This window comes from Streptomyces sp. NPDC003036 (assembly GCF_040611175.1).
In the GTDB taxonomy this organism is placed as follows: Bacteria; Actinomycetota; Actinomycetes; order Streptomycetales; family Streptomycetaceae; genus Streptomyces.
The window spans coordinates 1-20,518 of record NZ_JBEXNO010000034.1 but is presented as its reverse complement, the minus strand read 5'-3'; the positions used below and the strand labels follow the sequence as shown (position 1 = coordinate 20,518).

The window sequence follows — 20,518 nt, the reverse complement described above, 5'->3', positions numbered from 1 at the left end:
ACTGTCGCGCGCATGGTCGAACACGCTGCCCTGAGTGCCACCCGCGAGGCCTACGATGCCGCTGCCCCCGCCTACGCGGAGCTGTTCAGTGACACGTTGCGCGACAGGCCCCTGGAGCGGGCGATGCTCGGCGCCTTCGCCGAGGTCGTGAGGGCGAGTGGGGACGGGCAGGACGGGCAGGACGGGCAGGTCGCGGACCTGGGGTGCGGGCCCGGTTATGTCACCGCGCATCTGGACGAGTTGGGGCTGGCGGCGTTCGGCGTGGACGCCTCTCCCGCGATGATCGAGCTGGCTCGGCAGGCCTATCCGGGCCTGCGGTTCGAGGTCGGCTCGATGGCCGCGTTGGAGATCGGCGACGGCGAGCTGGGCGGCGTCCTCTCCCGGTGGTCCATCATCCACACCCCGCCGCACGAACTCCCGGCTGTCCTCGCCGAGTTCCACCGCGTGCTGGCGCCCGGCGGCCACCTGCTGGTTGGCTTCTCGGCGACCGAAGACCCGTCTCACCCGACACAGGTCTTCGATCACGCGGTCGCTCCGGCCTATCGGTGGTCGCCCGATCACCTCGCGGGGCTGCTGCGCAAGGCGGGGTTGGTGGAGGTGGCCCGCATGGTGTGCGAGCCGCAGCCCACCGACCGGCGGCAGTTCCAGGAGGTTCAACTCCTCGCCCGCAAAGCCTAAGCAGGGCTGTCCGCACACCTTGTGACCGGTGTCAGTGGCGCGGATACTCGACAGCTACCCGGCACAGCGCCGGGAGCCGCGGGGCGGGGGGCGCCGTATGAGCGAAGGCCTGAGCGTAGTCCTTTTCTGGCTGGGGATGTTCGCTTCCCTCCATGCCGCCCTGCTGATCCGCCGGGCCGTGCGCAACCGCACCGACCGGCGGATCGTGAATGAGGTCATCGACTCCCGCCCCAACCTGGTGCAGGCCGCCCACCTCGCCGAACCGGACGATGTCGACGCCATCGCGGTACGTCTGCTGCTCGCCGGCCGCGTGGTCCGGGTGGATGCCGACGGGGTGATCCTGCCGACGGCCGATCAGCCGCCGCCCGCCATCGACAGCGGTACGGGCCAGGCGGCCCTGGACGCCCTGTCGGACACCGTACGCGCCCGGCCCTCGGGTACGAGGCTGTACGAGGTGCGGGGGGAGAGCCCGGACTTCTCGGACTACCGGCGCCTCCGTGACGAGGCCGTACGGCGCATTCCCCATGAGACACGGATCGGCCGGATGACCGAGAACGGCCGCATCCCCGTGCTGATCGCGGCCTTCGCGCTGATGGCGGGCATGGCCATGCACGGCTTGGCGGTGCGCGCACCCGTGCCCTGGCTCGGCGACTTCGGCTGGTGGATGTTCGCCTGGGTCCCGCTGTGGGGCCTGGCCGCGCTGACGGCGCTCGCCTGGCCGGACGGGGATCCCCGCCCTCAGCTGGTACGGCTGCGGGCGCACTGCGGCGACATGCTCCGCACGGCACTCGGGGACGAGGATCCGGTCGCTCTGACCGCGCTCCGGTCGAGCAAGTACGGCCCCGTCCGGTCCGGCAGCTGGTGGGAGCGCGGTGGCGCGGACGGCGGTGCGGATGGCGGCGGCTGCGGCAGCTCGTGCGGAAGCGGCTGCGGAGGTGACTGACGTGAGCTCCACCGACTCGGAGGATGCCCCATGAGAGGACGTCTCGCTGCCGCGGCCATGACCGTGGCCACGGTGGCCACCATCGTCGCGGCCGTCATGGTCCAGTGGACACCGGTCTCCGTCGCGGCGCTCGCCATGGCGGGTGCCACATTCGTCGCCTGGGTCTTCGTCGCCACCGGATTCCCGGGCCCCTCCGGGCATTCTTCCTCCGGCGACGGAGGCCATGGCCCAGGTGGTGGGTGCGGCGGTGACGCCGGCGGGTGCGGAGGCGGCGGCGGGTGCGGCGGAGGGCTTTGAGCGCTGCTCGCGGCCCTCCTTGAGCGTTACGCCTGCCCGGCCACGAACGCGGACCAGGTGGCGGGGGAGACCGTGAGGACCGGGCCGTCCTGGACCTTGGAGTCTCGCACGTGGACGGCGGCAGGGTGGGCGGCCACCTCGACGCAGTTACCGCCCTCGCTGCCGCTGTAGCTGGACTTGCGCCAGTCGTAGGCGACTTCGACGCAGGCGCCGCCTTCATCGCTGCTGTAGCTGGACTTGAACCAGGTCAACGCTGCTGCGGGTGTCATGACTCTCCTGCCAGATCGTCCAGCAGGCCCATGCTCTCCTCGGGGCTCAGGGCCTGTGCTCGCAGCATCCCATATTTCTGGTGGAGCACACTGACCTCGTCAGGATCATCGATGAGGAAGCTGACACGCTGGCCTTCGATATAGGCCAGTTGGTCATGGTCGGGAGTCTCCAGTAGCACCATGGGGCCGTCGAGTCCGGCGTGCTTCTCGCGCGAGGACAGCATGATCTGGATGCCCATGAAGGGCAGTTCGGCGCAGCGGCGCAGATGGCGGATCTGCTCCCGCAGGACATGGCGGCCACCGAGCGGCTGTTCCAGCACGGACTGCTCGATGATGAAGCTCATCATCGGCGGCCACGGCTTGCGGTCGAAGAGCTTCTGCCGGTCAAGCCGGGCAGAGAGCCGCTCCTCGGCGTCCTCCGGGCTGATGGGCGGGAAGAGGGAAGCGAAGACCGCCGCCGCGTACTCCTCCGTCTGGAGCAGGCCCGGCACGACCTGGTTCTCGTACGACAGCAGCGTCAGCGCCTGCTGCTCAAGCTCGATGAAGTCCTGCGCGAACGCCGGGTACCTCTCCCGCTCCGGTACGCGCAACACCCCCGCCGCCAGCACGCCCCCGGTGTTCAGCAGTTGGTCGATCTCCACGGCCAGGTCGTACTTCAGTGTTCTCCGGCCCTGCTCGATGGAGGCGAGCGTCTCGACGCTGATGCAGAGCTGCTCGGCCAGTTCGGGTTGCTTCATCCCCGCCGCTCTGCGGAGTTGGCCCAGTTGGGCACCGAGTACGTGCCATGTGGCGTTCTTCCTGGGCTTGTTCGCTGGGTGCATGGTCGCCCTCTTCCCACCCGCTGGAGTACCTGACCGTGCGCGCGCCGTACAAACGACTTGTACGGCTTGACACTGTGTTCAAGCGTAGTGACCCGCAGTGACAGTGGGCGCCATGAACGACGAACTGGAACTGCCCTACCTCTGCGAGGCGTTCTTCCGGCGCGAGCGCAGGTCCGTGCGGGCCGCCCGGCGCTTCACCGCCGAGGCGCTCGCCCGCTGGGGGATCAAGGAGCGCGCCGACGACGTCGTGCTCTGCGTGAGCGAGCTCGCGACCAACGCGCTCCTGCACGGCGTGCCCCCGGGCCGCGGCTACCGGCTGCGCCTGCTGCGGCTGGTGGAGGACGGGCCGCTCCGGGTGGAGGTGCACGACAGCGGCGACGGCACCGTACTCGCACGGCAGCCCGACGCCGGGGCGGAGTCCGGGCGCGGACTGCCGCTGGTGGCGGCGCTCGCCGACACCTGGGGCGTGGGGGAGCGGAACCCCGGGAAGCTCGTGTGGTGCGAGTTCCGGTCTAAAGTGCTTCCGTCCCCTACACGTACCCGCGAGGAGCAACCGTGACCGACCTGGCGTCCATACCCCAGCAGCAGCGGATCGCCCAGGACCTCCAGGTGAGCGCGTCCTTCGACGCGCGGCAGGAGATCGAGCGGCGGGTGGCCTTCCTCGCCGACCGGCTGACCTCCACGGGCCTGCGCTCCCTGGTGCTGGGCATCAGCGGCGGGGTGGACTCCACGACCACGGGCCGGCTCTGCCAGCTCGCGGTCGAGCGGGTCCGGGCCGCCGGGCAGGACGCGACGTTCTACGCGATGCGCCTGCCGTACGGCGTCCAGGCCGACGAGAAGGACGCGCAGCTGGCGCTGGAGTTCATCCGCGCCGACCGCGTCCTGACCGTCGACGTGAAGCCCGCCAGCGACGCCGCGCTGGAGGCGGCGCTGGCCGGGGGCACGGAGTTCCGCGACGCGCACCACCAGGACTTCGTCCACGGCAACATCAAGGCCCGGCAGCGCATGATCGCCCAGTACGCGGTGGCGGGCGCGCACGACGGCCTGGTCGTCGGCACCGACCACGCGGCCGAGGCGGTTTCGGGCTTCTTCACGAAGTTCGGCGACGGCGCGGCCGACGTGGTCCCGCTCACCGGTCTCACCAAGCGGCGCGTCCGTGCCGTGGCGGAGGCGCTGGGCGCGCCCGCCGAGCTGGTGTGGAAGACGCCGACGGCGGACCTGGAGACGCTGGCTCCGGGCAAGCCCGACGAGGAGGCGCTCGGCGTCACGTACGACCAGATCGACGACTTCCTGGAGGGGAAGCCGGTCGACGAGGCCGCCTCGGCGGCCATCATCCGCCGCTACGAGCTCACGGAGCACAAGCGGCAGCTGCCTATCGCCCCCTGACGCCCCTCTCGGTCAACCTGATGGCCGGTCTCGCCCACCATGGGGTGAACCGGCGTCATCACTCGGCGTGGTCGGTCGTTACCCGGCGCTAGGGTCCGCGCCATGAGCATCCCCACCGAGCCGATCGGTAGCATCCCCCGGCCTCGTGCCCTCGTCGAAGCCCTCGCCGCGCACGCGGCAGGACGGCTGAGCGACGCCGAGCTGGCGAAACTCCAGAAGCAGGCCACCGCCGACACGCTGGCGAAACTGGAGGAGCTCGGCTGCCCCGTCCTGGTGGACGGCGAGCAGTCCAAGCCGAGCTTCGCCACGTACCCGGTCGCGGGTCTCGCCGGGCTCGCCCCGGACGGCGCCGTCATCCCCTTCGCCGACGGCCACACCCGGCAGCTGCCCCGCCTGACGGCGGGGCCGTTCCGGTACCAGGTCCGCGCGGACAGCTATCTGCGCAACGCGCAGAACCACACGGGCCACCCGATCAAGCAGGCGGTCATCGCGCCGTCCGCCCTGAGCCTGCTCTACCCGGGCGCGGCCATCGCCGGCTACTCCCGTGAGGCGTTCCTGCGGGACCTCGCCGACGAGGCCGAGGCCGACATCCGGGGCTGCCTGGAGGCGGGCGCCCACCGCGTGCAGCTGGACTTCACGGAAGGGCGGCTGTCGCTCAAGCTGGACTCGAGCGGGGGTCTGCTGGACGACTTCATCGCGCTCAACAACGAGGTGCTGGGCCGGTTCTCCGAGGACGAGCGGGCCCGCATCGGCGTCCACACCTGCCCGGGCGGCGACCAGGACTCCACGCACAGCGCGGACGTCGACTACGCCGAGCTGCTGCCCAAGCTCTTCCAGCTCAAGGCCGGCAACTTCTATGTCCAGCTGGCGAGCGAGTCCGACCCCGAGCGCGTACTCCGGATCATCGCCGAGCAACTGCGCCCGGGCATCCGGGTGTTCGTCGGCGTGACCGATCCGATCAACCCGAGGGTCGAGACGCCGGAGGAGGTGCGCGACCGGGTGCTGCTCGCGGCCGACCACATCTCCGTCGGCCAGCTCGGGACCTGCGACGACTGCGGCTTCGCGCCGTTCGCGGACGACACCTCCACCTCGCGCGACATCGCCTTCGCCAAGATCGAGGCGCGGGTGCGGGGGACCCGGATGGCAGCCGAGGCGCTCGGCGCGTGAGACGGCCCTCCGGCGCGGGGGCCCCGCGCCGGATCGGGCATCGTGTCGACGTGTCGCGTCAGGCGTTGCGGATCGCGGAGATCTCGAAGGTCAGCTTGATCTTGTCGCTGACCAGCACGCCGCCGGTCTCCAGGGCCGCGTTCCAGGTCAGGCCCCATTCGGAGCGCAGCAGCTCGGCCTTGCCCTCGAAGCCGACGCGCTCGTTGCCGAACGGGTCCTTGGCCGAGCCGTTGAACTCCAGGTCGATGGAGATCGGACGCGTGACGCCCTTGATGGTCAGGTCGCCGGTGATCCGGTAGTCGCTGCCGCCGAGCGCCTCCGCGGAGGTGGAGCGGAAGGTCATCAGCGGGAACTGCTCGGCGTCGAAGAAGTCGGCGCCGCGCAGGTGCGCGTCACGGTCGGCGCTGCCCGTGTCGATCGAGTCGATCTTGACGTCGATCGACGCGGCGGAGGCGGCCGGGTTCGCGCCGTCGAGCGTCAGCGTGCCGGAGTAGTCGGCGAAGGCGCCCCGGACGTTGGTGACCATGGCGTGGCGGGCGGTGAAGCCGATGCTGCTGTGGGCCGCGTCGATGGCGTACTCGCCGGTCAGGGCGGCGAGCGCCGGGTCCACGGCGGCGGGGGTAGAGGTGGCCGGGGTGGCGGGGGTGGTGTTGCGGCTGAAGAGGCCCATGATGACGCGCTCCCTTGGTAGTGGTTTAACGTTCAACAAGAACGACGGTAGACCCATTCCGTTTAATCTTCAACCACTAGATTCGACCGCACGGCCCGACCGGACGCGCTTATGCTGCCGTGAGCATTTCAAGATCGTCTGCTGAAACTCACGGGGACATGAACAAGTACACAGTGATGGCCACCGGCCTCCTCCTGTCGCTCGGGCTCGTCACGGGCTGCAGCTCCTCCGACGCCGAGAAGCCCACCGCCGCCCAGTCGAAGGACGGCAGCTCGGCGACTCCGGGGGCGAGCGCCGCGCCCAAGGGGCCCGTCTACAGCGGGCCCGCGATACCCGGCCTCGCGGCGAAGCCGGCGTGGAGCCTGCCGACCGCCGACGCGATCGACCTCGGCGACACCCTGCTGTTCGTCAAGGACGCCCAGGGCGCCTACGCAAAGGGGGGTGGGAGCAACGACGATCCCGTCGACGGCACGGTCGGCACCCTGCACGCCGCCGGCGAGCCGGAACCGGCCACCCTCGAGTTCCGCGACGTGAAGACCGGCGAGGTGCGCAAGACCCTCAAGGTGACGACCACCCGGGTGGCCGCCACGACCTGGCACAACGGTGTCCCCGCGGTCGCCGTGTACACCGCTGCCACCACCGAGTCCGACGGCCTGAGCGCCGAGAAGACCACCACCACCGTCACGGTCTACGGCGCCGACGGCAAGGAGCTCGGCAAGGCCCAGCGTGAGGGCGACAAGTTCCACCTCCGCGAGGGCTACGTCATCGAGCAGGACGGCGAGCTGAGCCTGAAGCTCACGCCCGTCGAGGGCGGGGCCGCGCGCAAGGTCACCTGCACCGGCCGGTGGGGGAGTTGCTCCTACGACCCGCGCACGGGCGAGATCGACGGGGGCCAGGCCCATGCACCGTTGATCATCGGTACGCACGCCTTCCACATCGAGAACGTGTCCGGCTACGACAACAAGCGCGAGCAGCTCGTCATGACGGACCTCGCCACCGGCAAGAAAGCGTGGAGCACCGCGGACGTCACCCCGCCCACCGGCGTGGAACTGGATGACGACGGCATGCGCACCACCGGCGCCGTGCGCGTGCTCGACGTACGCGACGGCCGCGTCCTCACCTCCTGGGGCGCGGGGGCCCTCACACCGGACACCTGGGTGACGGCGACGTACGACCTCGCGACCGGCAAGCAGATCGGCGGGTCCACCACGTACGCGTACGCGGACGACCCCGCCGACACCGTCAGCACCGAGGGTACGTCCGTCTTCTCCCCCGACCGCACCCTTGCCGCCGCCGAGACGGAGAAGGGCACCGCCGTGTGGCAGCCCGCCGACGGCAAGGAAGTCTGGGCGCAGAAGGAGGACGAGAAGGCGCTGACGCCACTGCGCTTCTCCCCGAACGGCGTGCTGTACGGCATCAGGGTGGAGGAGCTCGGCGAGGACGTGTTCCTCGCCGTCGACGGCCGCACGAAGAAGGTGCTTGCCAAGAGCCTGCCCGAGGAGAACGTCCCGCTGTTCACCAAGCAGTCCGGGTACGGCTACATCAGCACGCACAAGGGCTTCTTCCTGTTCCCGGCGGTCTGATGGACGCTTGTCCACCAACAGAGGGGTGACCGGTCATGGCCAAGGCCAAGGTGCTGCGCGGGCTCGTACTGGCGATGGGGTACGCCTGCGTGGCCATCGGGCTCTTGCACGTGCTGCTCGGCAACGCCGCGATCCCGGGCGCGGATTCGGCGGGTGCGACGGTGGACAGCCTTGGGCGGTTCCTCGGCGCGGCCTTCGCCGGATACGGCCTCGGCTGGCTCTGGGCGGCACGGCAGTCACCGATTCCCGCGTCGGCGGTGCGGTGGCTGGCGGGGGTGTTCGGGCTGGGTGCGCTCGGGCGGCTGCTGTCGCTCGCCGTGCACGGGTGGCCGCACTGGTTCCAGGTGGCACTGGCGGTCGTCGAGCTGGTGCTGACGCCGGTGCTCTTCTGGCTGGCGGACGCCGAGGAGAAGACCCTGCGGGACCGGGTCCAGGGCCGCAGCTAGGCCCTTGACCTCAACTTCGGTTCAGGTTTTAGCGTGACATCTCCGCAGCACCAGTGGGGCCGGCCCGGGCATGGGCCGGCCCCCTGCAACCGGGGAGAAGCGACTTCGATGAACACTGCCTCAGAACACACCATTGCCCAGCCGGCCGTGACCGTGATCGGTCTGGGCGAGATGGGCTTCGCACTCGCCGGGGCCTTCTTGGACGGTGGGCACCCGACGGCGGTGTGGAACCGCACGCCGGAGAAGGCCGAACCGCTGGTCGCCAAGGGGGCCGAGCGGTCCGCGACGGTCCGCGACGCCGTCGCCGCCAGCCCTCTCGTCGTCGTCAGCGTGAAGGGCAACGCGACCGCCCGTGCGGTTCTCGAGTCGTCGGGCGACGCGCTGTCCGGCCGCTCCGTGCTCAACCTCACGGACGGGACGTCCGCGGAGGCCAGGGCCGTGGCCGAGTGGGTCACGGGCCAGGGCGCGCGGTATCTCCACGGGCAGATCATGACGATCGCTCCGGGCATCGGCGCAGCGGAGACGGTGATCTTCTACGGCGGCTCCGACGCCGTCTTCGAGGAGTTCCAGCCCACGCTCCGGCTCCTCGGCGGCCGGGGAACGCTGATCTCGGCCGACGCCGGAGTGCCCGCCCTGTACGGAATGGCCGTACACGGCACCATGTGGGGCGCGCTCAACGGGTTCCTGCACGCGGCCGCCCTGCTGTCCGGCGCCGGCATCGAGGTGAAGCGGTTCCTGGACGACGCCCGCCCGTCCGTCGAGGCACTGCTCGGGTTCTTGCCGATGCTCGCCGACGAGGTCGACCGGGCTGAGTACGCGACGCCGTACGGAGCGCTCCAGCACCACCGGCCCTCGGTCGAGGACCTGATCCGCGAGAGCGAGGCGCGGAACGTCGACGTCGCCTTCCCCGCCTACACCCTCGGCCTCGTGAACAAGGCCGTGGAAGACGGCCACGCCACCGACAGCTACTCGCGTCTGATCGAGTACTTCAGGAAGCGGTGAGTTGGATTAACCGGGGGGCGTTGTTGGACTGGCGTCGCCGCACGGAGTCCGTTTCGTTGACGGTGCCCTGAGGCGACCGTTACGCCAGAGGCCATGTCGCCACGATTCCGCGCGGTGTGCGCCCTCGCCGCCGCCTCCTCCGTCGTGTTCGCCCTGGCGCCCCCGGCCACCGCCGGACCGCCACCCGCGCCCGCCGCCGCTGCCGGGGTGCCGCTCCTCATCGGCTCCCCGCAGCTGGCGGTGGCCGTCGCCCCCGACTTCCCGCGCGTCGTCTCGTACACCGACCGCGCGAGCGGCGCGCGCCTGCTGGGCAGTACGAGCCCGGTCACGCACGTCACGCTCAACGGCACGGCGTACGAGGTGCGGCTCACGGCCCCGCCCGTCCTCGGGGCGGCGAACGCCCGCTACACGCTGGCGTTCCCCGCCCTGCCCGGCGTCGAGATGGACACCCTTCTCGCGGTCTCCGGCCGCGTCACCACCTTCAAGGTGACCGCCGTCCGGGACACCGACGCCTTCCGGGTCGGGACCATCGACATACCCGGGCACGACCTGGTGTCGGTCGGCTCGGACGAGCCGGGCGCCGCCACCGCGTTCACGCGGCTCGACGTCGACTCGACGCGTACCGCCGACGTGTTCGCGGCCGTGCCCGAGCGGGCGGAGGCCGCGCCGGTCGGGGCGAGCTACGCGCTGGTCAACACCGGGTCCCTCGCCGCCGCCGTCGAGTCCAACTCCAGCTACGACAAGCCCTCCGGCGCCACCAACGGCGACGACGCCCGCTTCTGGCACCAGGCCCGGCAGGCGGAGGGCGGCGGCGGTGTGCGCGTCGGCGTGTGGTCCGGGCAGTGGACCTACCGGGGCGCCGGGGCGCCCCGGCCCGAGAGCGGTGCCGACCTGCCGTGGGCCAAGGTCGTCGTCACGCCGGACGCCAACGGCGACAGCCGGACCGACTGGCAGGACGGCGCCATCGCCTTCCGTTCGATCGGGGTCCGAGCGCCCGGCAGCGAGCGGACGCCGGAGCGGGTGGTCACCCACATCCCGTTCAACTTCGCCAGCCAGGCCACGCACCCCTTCGCCCGCACCCTCGACGACGTGAAACGCGTCTCGCTCGCCACGGACGGCCTCGGGCAGCTCGCGGTGCTCAAGGGGTACGGCTCCGAGGGCCACGACTCGGCCCACCCCGACTACGGCGGCAACTACAACAAGCGCGCGGGCGGCCTCGACGATCTCAACAAGCTGCTGCGCAACGGCGAGAAGTGGGGCGCCACCTTCGGCGTCCACGTCAACGCCACCGAGTCGTACCCCGAGGCCCGCCACTTCAGCGAGACCCTCGTCGACAAGACCAAGCCCGGCTGGAACTGGCTCAACCAGAGCTACTACATCAACCAGCGCCGCGACGTCACCAGCGGCGACCTGGCCCGCCGCTTCCAGCAGCTGCGCGACGAGACCGACCGGAACCTCAGCTTCCTCTACATCGACGTGTACTACACGCACGGCTGGATCGCCGACGAGACCCTCCGGGCCGTGCAGGCGCAGGGCTGGCACGTCGGCACGGAGTGGTCGGACAAGTTCGAGCGGGCCTCCCTCTGGTCGCACTGGGCCAACGACCTCGACTACGGGGGCGCGACCAACAAGGGCCTCAACTCGAAGATCATCCGGTTCATCCGCAACGGCGAGAAGGACGTCTGGAACCACCACCCCGTCCTCGGCCAGACGGCCCTGGAGGACTTCGAGGGCTGGACCGGCGAGACGGACTTCACCGCCTTCACCGCGAACATCTGGCAGAAGAACCTGCCCGCCAAGTACCTCCAGCGGCAGAAGATCCTCCGCTGGAACGGCGACGACATCACCTTCACCGGCGGCGTACGCGGCACCGTCGAGAACGGCCGCCGCACCTTCCACGAGCACGGCCGCAAGGTCCTCGACGGCGACCGGTACCTCCTGCCCTGGGAGGGCGGCAAGAAGCTGTACCACTACAACAAGGCGGGCGGCACCAGCACGTGGGCCGTGCCGCCGGGCACGTACACCGTCCACAAGCTCACCGACAACGGCCGCGTGAAGACGGGGACGGTCCGCGCGGAGAACGGCAGCGTCACCCTCAGCGCCGCGCCCGGCCAGGCGTACGTCCTCTACCCGGACCGCGCCCCCGCCCCGCCGCTTCCCGATCCGCGCTGGGGCGAGGGCACGCCGGTCGCGGACCCCGGCTTCAACGACGCGCGGCTCGGGGCCTGGACCACGTCCGGGGCGGTCGCCCGCCACACCGACGAGCAGGGCCGCACCAGCGCCGCGCTGACCGGTGCGGCGGAGGCGGGGCTGGCCCAGCGGATCGAGGGCCTCACGCCCGGTGCGCGGTACAGCGCCTCCGCCTGGATCGAGGTCCAGCCGGGCGCCTCGCGCCGTTCGACCCTGACCGTCGGCGGCGCGTCCGTCACCGTCGAACGCTCGGCCGTGACGAACCGCGTCGCCGCCTCCGACTGGCACGGGACGCGCATGCAGCGCGCCAAGGTCCACTTCACCGCACCCGCCGACGGCCGCGCCATGCTCGCGATCCGCGCCGAGGGCGGGAGCGCGGCGACCGTACGCGTCGACGACGTACGGATCGTCGCCAACGACCCGGCGGGCAGGGCGGACGCGGTCGTGTACGAGGACTTCGAGGCCGTCGACCAGGGGTGGGGGCCGTTCCTGAAGGGCGACGCGGGCGGGGCGAACGATCCCCGTACGCACGTGAGCCAACTCCACGCGCCCTACACCCAGGCGGGCTGGAACGGGAAGCTCGTCGACGACGTCCTGGAGGGCGGCGAGTCCCTCAAGGCCCACGACGAGAACACCGGCCTCGTCTACCGCACCGCGCCCTGGACCGCGCCGATGAAGGACGGGCACAGCTACCGGGTGGAGTACGACTACCAGTCCAGTCACGCGGGCGCGTACGAGTGGGTGACCGGGTACGACCGGACCGACGGCACCTCGGTGGAGACCCGCCGCACGCCGATCCCGCACCAGCACACCACCGGCCGCTTCACCGAGACCGTCACGGCCGGCTGCGGCGACACGTTCACCGGTCTGCGCAAACGCGCCGACGCCCCGGACGGCGCCGACTTCGTCCTCGACCGGTTCACCGTCACCGACCTGGGCCCGGCCGCCCGGCCCGCCGCCTGCGGCACGCTCGCCCTCGCGACGGGCGAGACCCTCGAACCGGGACGGGCGAACGACATCACGGCGACCTTCACCCACGACGAGACGGCCGCCGTGACCCCGGCCCTCACCCTCACCCTGCCGCACGGCTGGACCGCCGAGCCGTCCGGCCCGATCACCCTGGACGCGGTCGCGCCCGGCGCCAAGGCCACCGCCACGTGGAAGGTCACCCCACCGGCGGACGCGCCGTACCAGGCGTACGAGCTCCGCTCCTCGGCGTCGTACGCGGCCGGCGGCACGGAACGGACCCTCACCGCCGCCACGACCGCCCGCACCCTGCCGCCCCCGCCGACCACCGACGCCTGGGCGAGCGACCTGGACTGGGCATCCGCCCGCAGCGGCTGGGGCCCCGTCGAACGCGACATGTCCAACGGCGGGACGGCGTCGGGCGACGGCACCCCGCTGCGGATCGGGGGAGTGGCGTACGCCAAGGGCCTCGGCACCCACGCCCCGGCGACCGTGCGCTACTACCTGGGCGGCAAGTGCGCCGCGTTCACCGCCGAGGTGGGCGTGGACGACGCCCAGGCGACGCGGGGGAGCGTGCAGTTCACCGTCCTGGCGGACGGCGCGCAGAAGGCGGCGTCACCCGTGCTGAGGGCGAGCGACGCCGCCTGGCCGCTGACGGCCGACGTCACGGGCGCGTCCTACGTCGACCTGGTCGTCGGCGACGGCGGTGACGGCAGCGGCAACGACCACGCGGACTGGGGGAACGCCCGGTTCGGGTGCGGCGGCTGACGGCGGCTGACGTCTCGGAACCTGCGGGTGAACGGTTGAGCGTTCGATCGATTTTGAGCGATCGTGCGCGATTCATTGACCACTTGCTCATGGTGTGGGAAAAACCGTTCACCCGAATGGTTCTCGGTTCAACGACGTACTGCCTTCCGGAGGTTCCCCGTGCCCTCCCGCCGCGCCCTGCTGCTCGCCGCCGCCGCCGCACCGCTCACCCTCTCCGCACTCCACGCGACCCCCGCCTCCGCCGCCGACGCCCACGACACCCTCCGCCTCACCTGGCGCGACCTCATCCTCGGCACCGGCTTCAGCCCCACCGCCGAGCCGTACGCGTCCAAGCTCGCCGACCTCGGCACCACCGCCCGGGGCCTGCGCTCCACCATGGCCCCGGCGGGCGGGTCCCTGTGGCCCGACCTGCCGTACGCCGACCCCGAGCCGGACACCGACGCCGAGTCGTACACGTACTCCGGCAACCTGGGCACCAGCTTCAACCGCCTGCGCACCATGGCCGAGGCGTACGCCCAGCCGGGCACCGGGCTCACCGGTGACGGCGGCCTGCGCGGCGAGATCCTCGCCGGGCTCGACCACCTCCACGACCAGGCGTACAACGCCTCCCAGGCCCGCTACGGCAACTGGTACAACTGGCAGATCGGCATCCCGCAGGCCCTGCTCGACATCGACGTCCTGCTGTACGACCACCTCGGTGCCGCCCGCGTCGCCGCACACTGCGCCGCCGTCGACCACTTCGTCCCCGACAGCGCGGTCGCCGCCTACTCCGGCACCTCCACCGGCGCCAACCGCGTCGACCTGTGCCGCGTCCTCGCCCTGCGCGGCGTCCTCGGCAAGACCCCGGCGAAGCTGGCCCTCGCGCGCGACGCGCTCTCGCCCGTCTTCCCGTACGTCACCTCCGGCGACGGGCTGTACGCCGACGGCAGCTTCATCCAGCACCTGTACGTGCCGTACGCCGGGTCGTACGGCGCCGTGATGCTCGGCGGGCTGTCCCACCTCTTCGCGCTGCTGAAGGGGTCGGCCTGGGAGGTCACCGACCCCGGACGGCAGGTCGTCCTCGACTCCGTCGAGAAGGCGTACGCGCCCTTCCTCTTCAACGGCCTCGCCATGGACGGCGTCTCCGGGCGGGCCGTCAGCCGGGGCGTCCAGAAGGCCGACACCCGCCGGATCCGCCAGGACGACCACCTGCGCGGGCACGGGATCATCGCCTGCGTCGCGCTGCTCGCGCGCACCGCCTCCGCCGCCGAGAAGGCGCGCTGGGACTCCATGGTCAAGGGCTGGATCGCCCGCGACTACTACAGCCCCCTCCTGTCCAGCCCGGCCCTCGGCGTCGCCGCACTCTCCCGGCTGGGGGCCGTCGACGACGGCCCGGCCGCACCGAGCCCCGAACCGGTCGGGCACCGGCTCTTCCCCGGCATGGACCGGGCCGTCCACCGCCGCCCCGGCTGGGCCGCCGCCCTCTCCATGGCCTCGCAGCGCATCACGTACTACGAGAACGGCAACGGCGAGAACCTGCGTGCCTGGCACAGCGGTTCCGGAATGCTCTACTGGTGGGGCGACACCTACGCCAACGGCCAGTACAGCGACGACTTCTGGCCCACCGTCGACCCCTACCGGCTGCCCGGCACCACCGCCTCGCGCAAGGCCCTGGCGGACGGGGAGGGCGGCACCTGGGGCGTGGCGCGGCCCGACGTGCGCTGGGTCGGCGGCGCCACGGACGGCACGTACGCCGCCGTCGGCCAGTACCTCAAGGGCCTCTCCTCGACGCTGCTCGCCAAGAAGTCCTGGTTCTTCCTCGACGACGCCGTCGTCTGCCTCGGGGCCGGTATCCACGGCCGCGACGGCGCCCGCGTCGAGACCACCGTCGACAACCGCAACCTGGGCGCCGCCGGAGTCCACGCCTTCACCGTCGACGGCTCGGCCCAGTCCACCAGCCCCGGCTGGAGCGCCGGCCTCACCGGCGCCCGCTGGGCGCACCTCGCCGGGCACGGCGGGTATGTCTTCCCCGGGGGCGCGTCCAGCGGCCTCAAGGCGCTGCGCGAGGCGCGCACCGGCGCCTGGTCCACCATCAACAAGGGGGCGAGCACCGACCCTGTGACCCGCCGCTATCTGACGCTCTGGTTCGACCACGGGACCGATCCGACGTGGGCGACGTACGCGTACGCCCTCATGCCGGGCGCCACGGCCGCACAGACCGCCGCCCGCGCCGCCGACACGGCGTGGCTGAGCGTGGTCGCCAACACCGACGAGCAGCAGGGCGTCCGCGTCCCGGCGCTCGGCCTCACCGGCGTGAACTTCTGGTTCGCCGGGACGGCCGGGCCGGTGACGGTCTCCGCGCCCGCGAGCGTACTGATCCGCGAGAGCGGCGGCACCGCCACCGTCTGCGTCTCCGGGCCCCTGCGCGACGGCGCCGTGATCGACCTGACCTGGAACCGGGCCGTCGCGTCCGTCTCGTCCAAGGACCCCTCCGTTCAGGTGCTGTCGACCGGCACCGCGCTGGCGCTGCGGATCACGCCCGGCACACTGGGCGCCGTTCACAAGGCGGTGGTGCGACTGGCGTGAACCGCGCTCGACCGGTCCACACCACTTCCCCCGGGAGGCTCCCGTGCCGCCGAACGTGCCGCCGAACGTGCCCCACTGGACCCGCCGCACCTTCCTCGCCGCCACCGCTCTGGGATTGACCGTGACAGCAGCCCCCGGCGCTCATGCCGCCGCCGACGCCGACTTCGAGACCCTCCGCCTGCGCTGGCTCGGCCTCCAGCTCGGCACCGGCTACGACCCGGCCGCCGAACCGTACGCCTCCCGCCTCGCCGAGACCGGCGACCTCGCCGCCCGCTTCCGCGCCTCCATGGCCCCCACCGCCACCACGCTGTGGCCCGGCTACCCCTTCAACCCGCCCTCCGGCATCACCCAGAGCTACCACCGCCTGTGGGCCATGACCCAGGCGTACGCCCAGCCGGGCACCGGCCACACCGGCGACCCCGGCCTCCTCGCCGACGTCCTGCGCGGCCTCGACCACCTCTCCGAGCGCGTCTACAACCCCTCCACCACCCGCTACGGCAACTGGTGGGAGTGGCAGATCGGCAGCCCCCGCCTCCTCATGGACATCACCGCCACCCTGTACGAGGAGCTGGGCCCGGCCCGGGTCGAGGCCGCCTGCGCCGCCGTCGACCACTTCATCCCGGACGCGATGCTCACCGACTACAGCGGCACCTCCACCGGCGCCAACCGCGTCGACCTGTGCCGCTCCGTCGCCCTGCGCGGCGTCCTCGGCCGCCGCCCCGACAAGATCGCCCTCGCGCGCGACGCGCTCTCACCCGTCTTCCCGTACGTCACCTCCGGCGACGGGCTCTACGCCGACGGCAGCTTCGTGCAGCACACGTGGGTGGCGTACTCGGGTACGTACGGGCAGGTCGTGCTCGACGGCCTCGGCCGCCTCTTCGCCCTGCTCACCGGCTCCCCCTGGGCCGTCACCGACCCCGCCCGCCAGATCGTCCTGGACTCGGTCGAGAAGGCGTACGCGCCCCTCCTCTACAACGGCCTGATGATGGACAGCGTCAGCGGACGGGCCATCAGCCGCGGCCTGCTCCGCAACGACGTCCGCGGCACCATGCGCAGCGACCACTACCACGGGCAGGGCGTCATGGCCGCCATCGCGCTGCTCGCGGACGCCGCGGGCCCCGCCGAGCGCGACCGGTGGCACGCGCGCGTGAAGGGCTGGATCGAACGCGACACCGTCTCCCCGGCCCTCACGGCCGGTCAGTTCGGCGTCGCCGACCTCGCCCGGCTGCACGCGGTCGCCGCCTCACCCGTTCCCGCCGCGCCCGAACCGGTCGCCCACACCCTCTTCGCGTCCATGGCGAGGGCCGTGCACCGCCGCCCCGGCTGGGCCGCCTGCATCGCCATGGCCTCCGACCGCATCGCGTACTACGAGTGCGGCAACGGCGAGAACCCCCGCGGCTGGCACACCGGCGCCGGAATGCTCTCCTGGTGGACCGACACCACCGGCGACCAGTACACCGACTGGTTCTGGCCCACTGTCGACTGGTACCGGCTGCCCGGCACCACCGTGTCGACGAAGCGGCTTCCCGACCGCGCGGGCGGCGAATGGGGCGCGCCCAAGCCCGACGTGCGGTGGGTCGGGGGAGTGACGGACGGCGAGTACGCGGCCGTCGGCCAGCACCTGCGCGGCCTCGGCTCGACCCTGGAGGCCCGTAAGTCCTGGTTCTGCGCCGCCGACGCCGTCGTCTGCCTCGGCGCGGGCATCACCGCCGCCGACGGCGTCCCCGTCGAGACCATCGTCGACAACCGCTGCCTCGGCGAAGCCGGTACGCAGCGCCTCACCACCGGCACCCACTGGGCCCATCTCGAAGGCCACGGCGGCTGGGTCCTCCCGGCCGGTACGGCGGCGCTGCGCACCCTGCGCGAGGACCGCACCGGCGCCTGGCGCGACATCAACACCACCTCCACCACCGAGCGCCGCACCCGCCGCTACCAGACCCTCTGGCTCGACCACGGCACCGACCCGGCCGACGCCTCGTACACGTACGTCCTGATGCCCGGCGCCTCCCTGCGTACCGTCGCCGCCCGCGCCCACGACCCCCACTGGCTCGACGTCCTCGCCAACACCGCAGCCCAGCAGGCCGTTGCCGTACGCTCCCTGGGGCTGACCGCCGCGAACTTCTGGCAGCCCGGTACGGTGGGGCCGCTCACCGCGACCGCCCCGGCGAGCGTGCTCGTCCGCCGGAGGGGCCGTACCGCCACCCTCCACATCGGCGAGCCGCCGCGCACCGGGGAGCCGCTGGAGATCATCTGGCACCATCCGGCCCACCGCGTCCTCGGCCGCGATCCGGCCGTCGAGGTCCTGGCGACCGGACGTACGCTGCGGCTGCGCGTCACACCGGGCACGGCCGGCGCGGGCCACCGCTGCCAGGTGGCCGTCGGCTGAAGCACAGCCGAACCTTGTCGGACCCCCACAAGGACGAGTGGTCCGGGGCTGGCACTTCCACCGCTCGGCCGAATGGTTCTGTTCAAGGCTCACAGGAGATCAGTCTGGAGACTGTACGGAGTCGACGGCGGGTTTTTCTTGGTCGGCTTCGTAGGGTCGGTACATGACCGTTGTGGACGAAACCCAGGGCGAGCCGACCGACGCCCGGGGGCGTGTGGCCGAGCTGCACGCCCTGCGCGAGGAGGCCCTCCGTGGCCCGAGTGACCGTGCGACGGAAGCGCAGCACGCCAAGGGCAAGCTGACCGCGCGTGAGCGGATCGAGCTGCTCCTGGACCCGGACTCGTTCCACGAGGTCGAGCAGCTGCGGCGGCACCGCGCCACCGGCTTCGGTCTGGAGAACAAGAAGCCGTACACCGACGGTGTGATCACCGGCTGGGGCACGGTCGAGGGCCGCACGGTCTTCGTCTACGCGCACGACTTCCGGATCTTCGGCGGCGCGCTGGGCGAGGCCCACGCCACCAAGATCCACAAGATCATGGACATGGCCATCGCGGCGGGCGCGCCGCTGGTCTCCCTGAACGACGGCGCGGGCGCTCGTATCCAGGAGGGCGTCTCCGCGCTCGCCGGCTACGGCGGCATCTTCCAGCGCAACACGCGCGCCTCGGGCGTCATCCCGCAGATCAGCGTGATGCTCGGCCCGTGCGCGGGCGGCGCGGCCTACAGCCCCGCCCTGACGGACTTCGTCTTCATGGTCCGCGACACCTCGCAGATGTTCATCACCGGCCCCGACGTGGTCAAGGCGGTGACGGGCGAGGAGATCACCCAGAACGGCCTGGGCGGCGCGGACGTCCACGCCGAGACGAGCGGCGTCGCGCACTTCGCGTACGACGACGAGGAGACCTGCATCGCCGAGGTGCGGTACCTGCTGTCGATGCTGCCCTCCAACAACCGCGAGAACCCGCCGGCGCACCCGAGCGACGACCCGGCGGACCGCCGCTCGGACGTCCTGCTCGACCTGGTCCCGGCCGACGGCAACCGGCCGTACGACATGGCCAAGGTCATCGAGGAGCTCGTCGACGACGGCGACTACCTGGAGATCCACGAGCGCTGGGCCCGCAACATCATCTGCGCGCTCGCCCGCCTCGACGGCCAGGTCGTCGGCATCGTCGCCAACCAGCCGCAGACGCTGGCCGGCGTGCTGGACATCGAGGCGTCCGAAAAGGCCGCCCGCTTCGTCCAGATGTGCGACGCCTTCAACATCCCGATCATCACGCTGCTGGACGTGCCCGGCTTCCTGCCCGGCGTCGACCAGGAGCACGGCGGCATCATCCGCCACGGCGCCAAGCTGCTGTACGCGTACTGCAACGCCACCGTGCCGCGCATCTCGCTGATCCTGCGCAAGGCCTACGGCGGCGCGTACATCGTCATGGACTCCCAGTCCATCGGCGCCGACCTCACCTACGCCTGGCCGACGAACGAGATCGCGGTCATGGGCGCCGAGGGCGCGGCCAACGTCATCTTCCGCCGCCAGATCGCCGACGCCGAGGACCCCGAGGCCATGCGCGCGCGCATGGTCAAGGAGTACAAGGCCGAGCTGATGCACCCGTACTACGCCGCCGAGCGCGGTCTCGTGGACGACGTCATCGACCCCGCCGAGACCCGCTCCGTGCTCATCGCCTCGCTGGCGATGCTCCGCACGAAGCACGCCGACCTGCCTTCCCGCAAGCACGGCAACCCGCCCCAGTAAGCCCCTCAGAGGAGACCTTTCGTGACCAACGCTTCCCTCCTCCGCGTCGAGAAGGGCCACGCCGACCCCGAGGAACTGGCCGCCATCACCGCCATCCTCATGGCCCGCGCGGGCGCCCGGCCCGCCGACACGGCCACCGGGCCCCGCCGCTCCACGGCCGGCTGGCGCCGCCTGGAACGCCAGTCCGGCTTCCGCGCCCCGCACAGCTGGCAGGGCTGACACCTCAGCACCGACGAAGGGCCCCGCACTCCGCAGAGGAGCGCGGGGCCCTTCGCCGTGCCGCCCTTTTGGCGAGCCGCCCGCAGGGCCGGGAGCACGAAAGGGCCCGCATACCTTCAGGTGTGCGGGCCCTTTCGACGGAAGACCTACCGGAGGCGTGCCATCAGCGCATGCTCGACGAGCGTGATGAGGGCGCTCTTGGCGTCGGCGCGGTGGCGGGCATCGGTGGTGATGATGGGGGTGTCGGGGCCGATCTGGAGGGCTTCGCGGACCTCGTCGGGGGTGTACGGCTGGTGGCCGTCGAAGCCGTTGAGGGCGATGACGAAGGGCAGGCCGCTGTTCTCGAAGTAGTCGACGGCGGGGAAGCAGTCGGCGAGGCGGCGGGTGTCGACCAGGACGACGGCGCCGATGGCGC

At 71.8% G+C, this 20,518-nt stretch carries 17 protein-coding genes; 13 read left to right on the top strand and 4 right to left on the bottom strand.

Annotated elements, in window-relative coordinates; genetic code table 11:
- The first annotated feature begins 12 nt into the window (after positions 1–12).
- Together ABZX67_RS23740 and ABZX67_RS23735 are read left to right on the top strand one after the other, a co-directional pair.
- Complete coding sequence (locus ABZX67_RS23740) at positions 13–678, top strand: class I SAM-dependent methyltransferase (protein WP_355363342.1); 666 nt, start codon at positions 13–15, stop codon at positions 676–678.
- A 136-nt stretch (positions 679–814) separates the two neighbouring features.
- A complete protein-coding gene (locus ABZX67_RS23735; RefSeq protein ID WP_355363340.1) occupies positions 815–1,621 on the top strand; it encodes a hypothetical protein in 807 nt (268 codons plus the stop codon).
- 323 nt (positions 1,622–1,944) lie between these two features.
- Here the strand turns inward: ABZX67_RS23735 and ABZX67_RS23730 are convergent, their stop codons facing one another.
- Complete coding sequence (locus ABZX67_RS23730; RefSeq protein WP_355363338.1) at positions 1,945–2,187, bottom strand: DUF397 domain-containing protein; 243 nt, start codon at positions 2,185–2,187, stop codon at positions 1,945–1,947.
- A complete protein-coding gene (locus ABZX67_RS23725; RefSeq protein WP_355363336.1) occupies positions 2,184–3,008 on the bottom strand; it encodes a helix-turn-helix transcriptional regulator in 825 nt (274 codons plus the stop codon). The genes ABZX67_RS23730 and ABZX67_RS23725 overlap by 4 nt, the downstream gene beginning before the upstream one ends.
- A 112-nt stretch (positions 3,009–3,120) precedes the next feature.
- On the opposite strand from ABZX67_RS23725, the gene ABZX67_RS23720 reads away from it, so the two are divergent.
- The 3 genes from ABZX67_RS23720 (at position 3,121) to ABZX67_RS23710 (ending at position 5,561) form a co-directional block, all read left to right on the top strand.
- On the top strand, positions 3,121–3,567 hold the full coding sequence (locus ABZX67_RS23720; protein ID WP_355363334.1) for an ATP-binding protein: 447 nt from the start codon (positions 3,121–3,123) through the stop codon (positions 3,565–3,567).
- On the top strand, positions 3,564–4,394 hold the full coding sequence (nadE, locus tag ABZX67_RS23715; RefSeq protein WP_355363332.1) for an ammonia-dependent NAD(+) synthetase: 831 nt from the start codon (positions 3,564–3,566) through the stop codon (positions 4,392–4,394). Before ABZX67_RS23720 ends, nadE begins: the two co-directional genes overlap by 4 nt.
- 102 nt (positions 4,395–4,496) lie before the next feature.
- Positions 4,497–5,561, top strand: coding sequence for a cobalamin-independent methionine synthase II family protein (locus ABZX67_RS23710; RefSeq protein WP_355363330.1), 1,065 nt, complete (start codon positions 4,497–4,499; stop codon positions 5,559–5,561).
- 58 nt (positions 5,562–5,619) lie between these two features.
- Here the strand turns inward: ABZX67_RS23710 and ABZX67_RS23705 are convergent, their stop codons facing one another.
- Positions 5,620–6,231: a YceI family protein gene (locus ABZX67_RS23705; RefSeq protein WP_355363328.1), complete on the bottom strand. Its 612-nt coding sequence runs from the start codon at positions 6,229–6,231 to the stop codon at positions 5,620–5,622.
- Between the two features lie 158 nt (positions 6,232–6,389).
- Between ABZX67_RS23705 and ABZX67_RS23700 the strand changes: the two genes are divergently transcribed.
- The 8 genes from ABZX67_RS23700 to ABZX67_RS23665 all read left to right on the top strand — a co-directional run bounded on the left by ABZX67_RS23700 (position 6,390) and on the right by ABZX67_RS23665 (position 20,103).
- On the top strand, positions 6,390–7,814 hold the full coding sequence (locus tag ABZX67_RS23700; RefSeq protein ID WP_355363326.1) for a hypothetical protein: 1,425 nt from the start codon (positions 6,390–6,392) through the stop codon (positions 7,812–7,814).
- A 35-nt stretch (positions 7,815–7,849) separates the two neighbouring features.
- Complete coding sequence (locus tag ABZX67_RS23695; protein ID WP_355363324.1) at positions 7,850–8,260, top strand: DUF4345 domain-containing protein; 411 nt, start codon at positions 7,850–7,852, stop codon at positions 8,258–8,260.
- 108 nt (positions 8,261–8,368) lie between these two features.
- A complete protein-coding gene (locus ABZX67_RS23690; RefSeq protein WP_355363322.1) occupies positions 8,369–9,262 on the top strand; it encodes an NAD(P)-binding domain-containing protein in 894 nt (297 codons plus the stop codon).
- A gap of 93 nt (positions 9,263–9,355) precedes the next feature.
- Positions 9,356–13,186 carry an endo-alpha-N-acetylgalactosaminidase family protein gene (locus ABZX67_RS23685; protein ID WP_355363320.1) on the top strand — a complete coding sequence of 1,277 codons (3,831 nt, stop codon included), beginning with the start codon at positions 9,356–9,358 and terminating at the stop codon, positions 13,184–13,186.
- Positions 13,187–13,345: 159 nt separating this feature from the next.
- On the top strand, positions 13,346–15,751 hold the full coding sequence (locus ABZX67_RS23680) for a polysaccharide lyase 8 family protein (protein ID WP_355363318.1): 2,406 nt from the start codon (positions 13,346–13,348) through the stop codon (positions 15,749–15,751).
- 121 nt (positions 15,752–15,872) lie between these two features.
- The gene (locus ABZX67_RS23675; protein WP_355363445.1) at positions 15,873–18,137 is read left to right on the top strand and encodes a polysaccharide lyase 8 family protein; all 2,265 of its coding nucleotides are present in this window, start codon (positions 15,873–15,875) and stop codon (positions 18,135–18,137) included.
- 163 nt (positions 18,138–18,300) lie between these two features.
- Entirely contained in the window at positions 18,301–19,884 is a 1,584-nt protein-coding gene (locus ABZX67_RS23670; protein WP_355363317.1) for an acyl-CoA carboxylase subunit beta, read from the top strand.
- Positions 19,885–19,905: 21 nt separating this feature from the next.
- Positions 19,906–20,103, top strand: coding sequence for an acyl-CoA carboxylase subunit epsilon (locus ABZX67_RS23665; RefSeq protein ID WP_355363315.1), 198 nt, complete (start codon positions 19,906–19,908; stop codon positions 20,101–20,103).
- Positions 20,104–20,249: 146 nt separating this feature from the next.
- Here ABZX67_RS23665 and ABZX67_RS23660 read toward each other — a convergent pair.
- Positions 20,250–20,518, bottom strand: a 269-nt coding sequence (locus tag ABZX67_RS23660; RefSeq protein ID WP_355363313.1) for an ATP/GTP-binding protein, incomplete at its 5' end; no start/stop codon positions are given.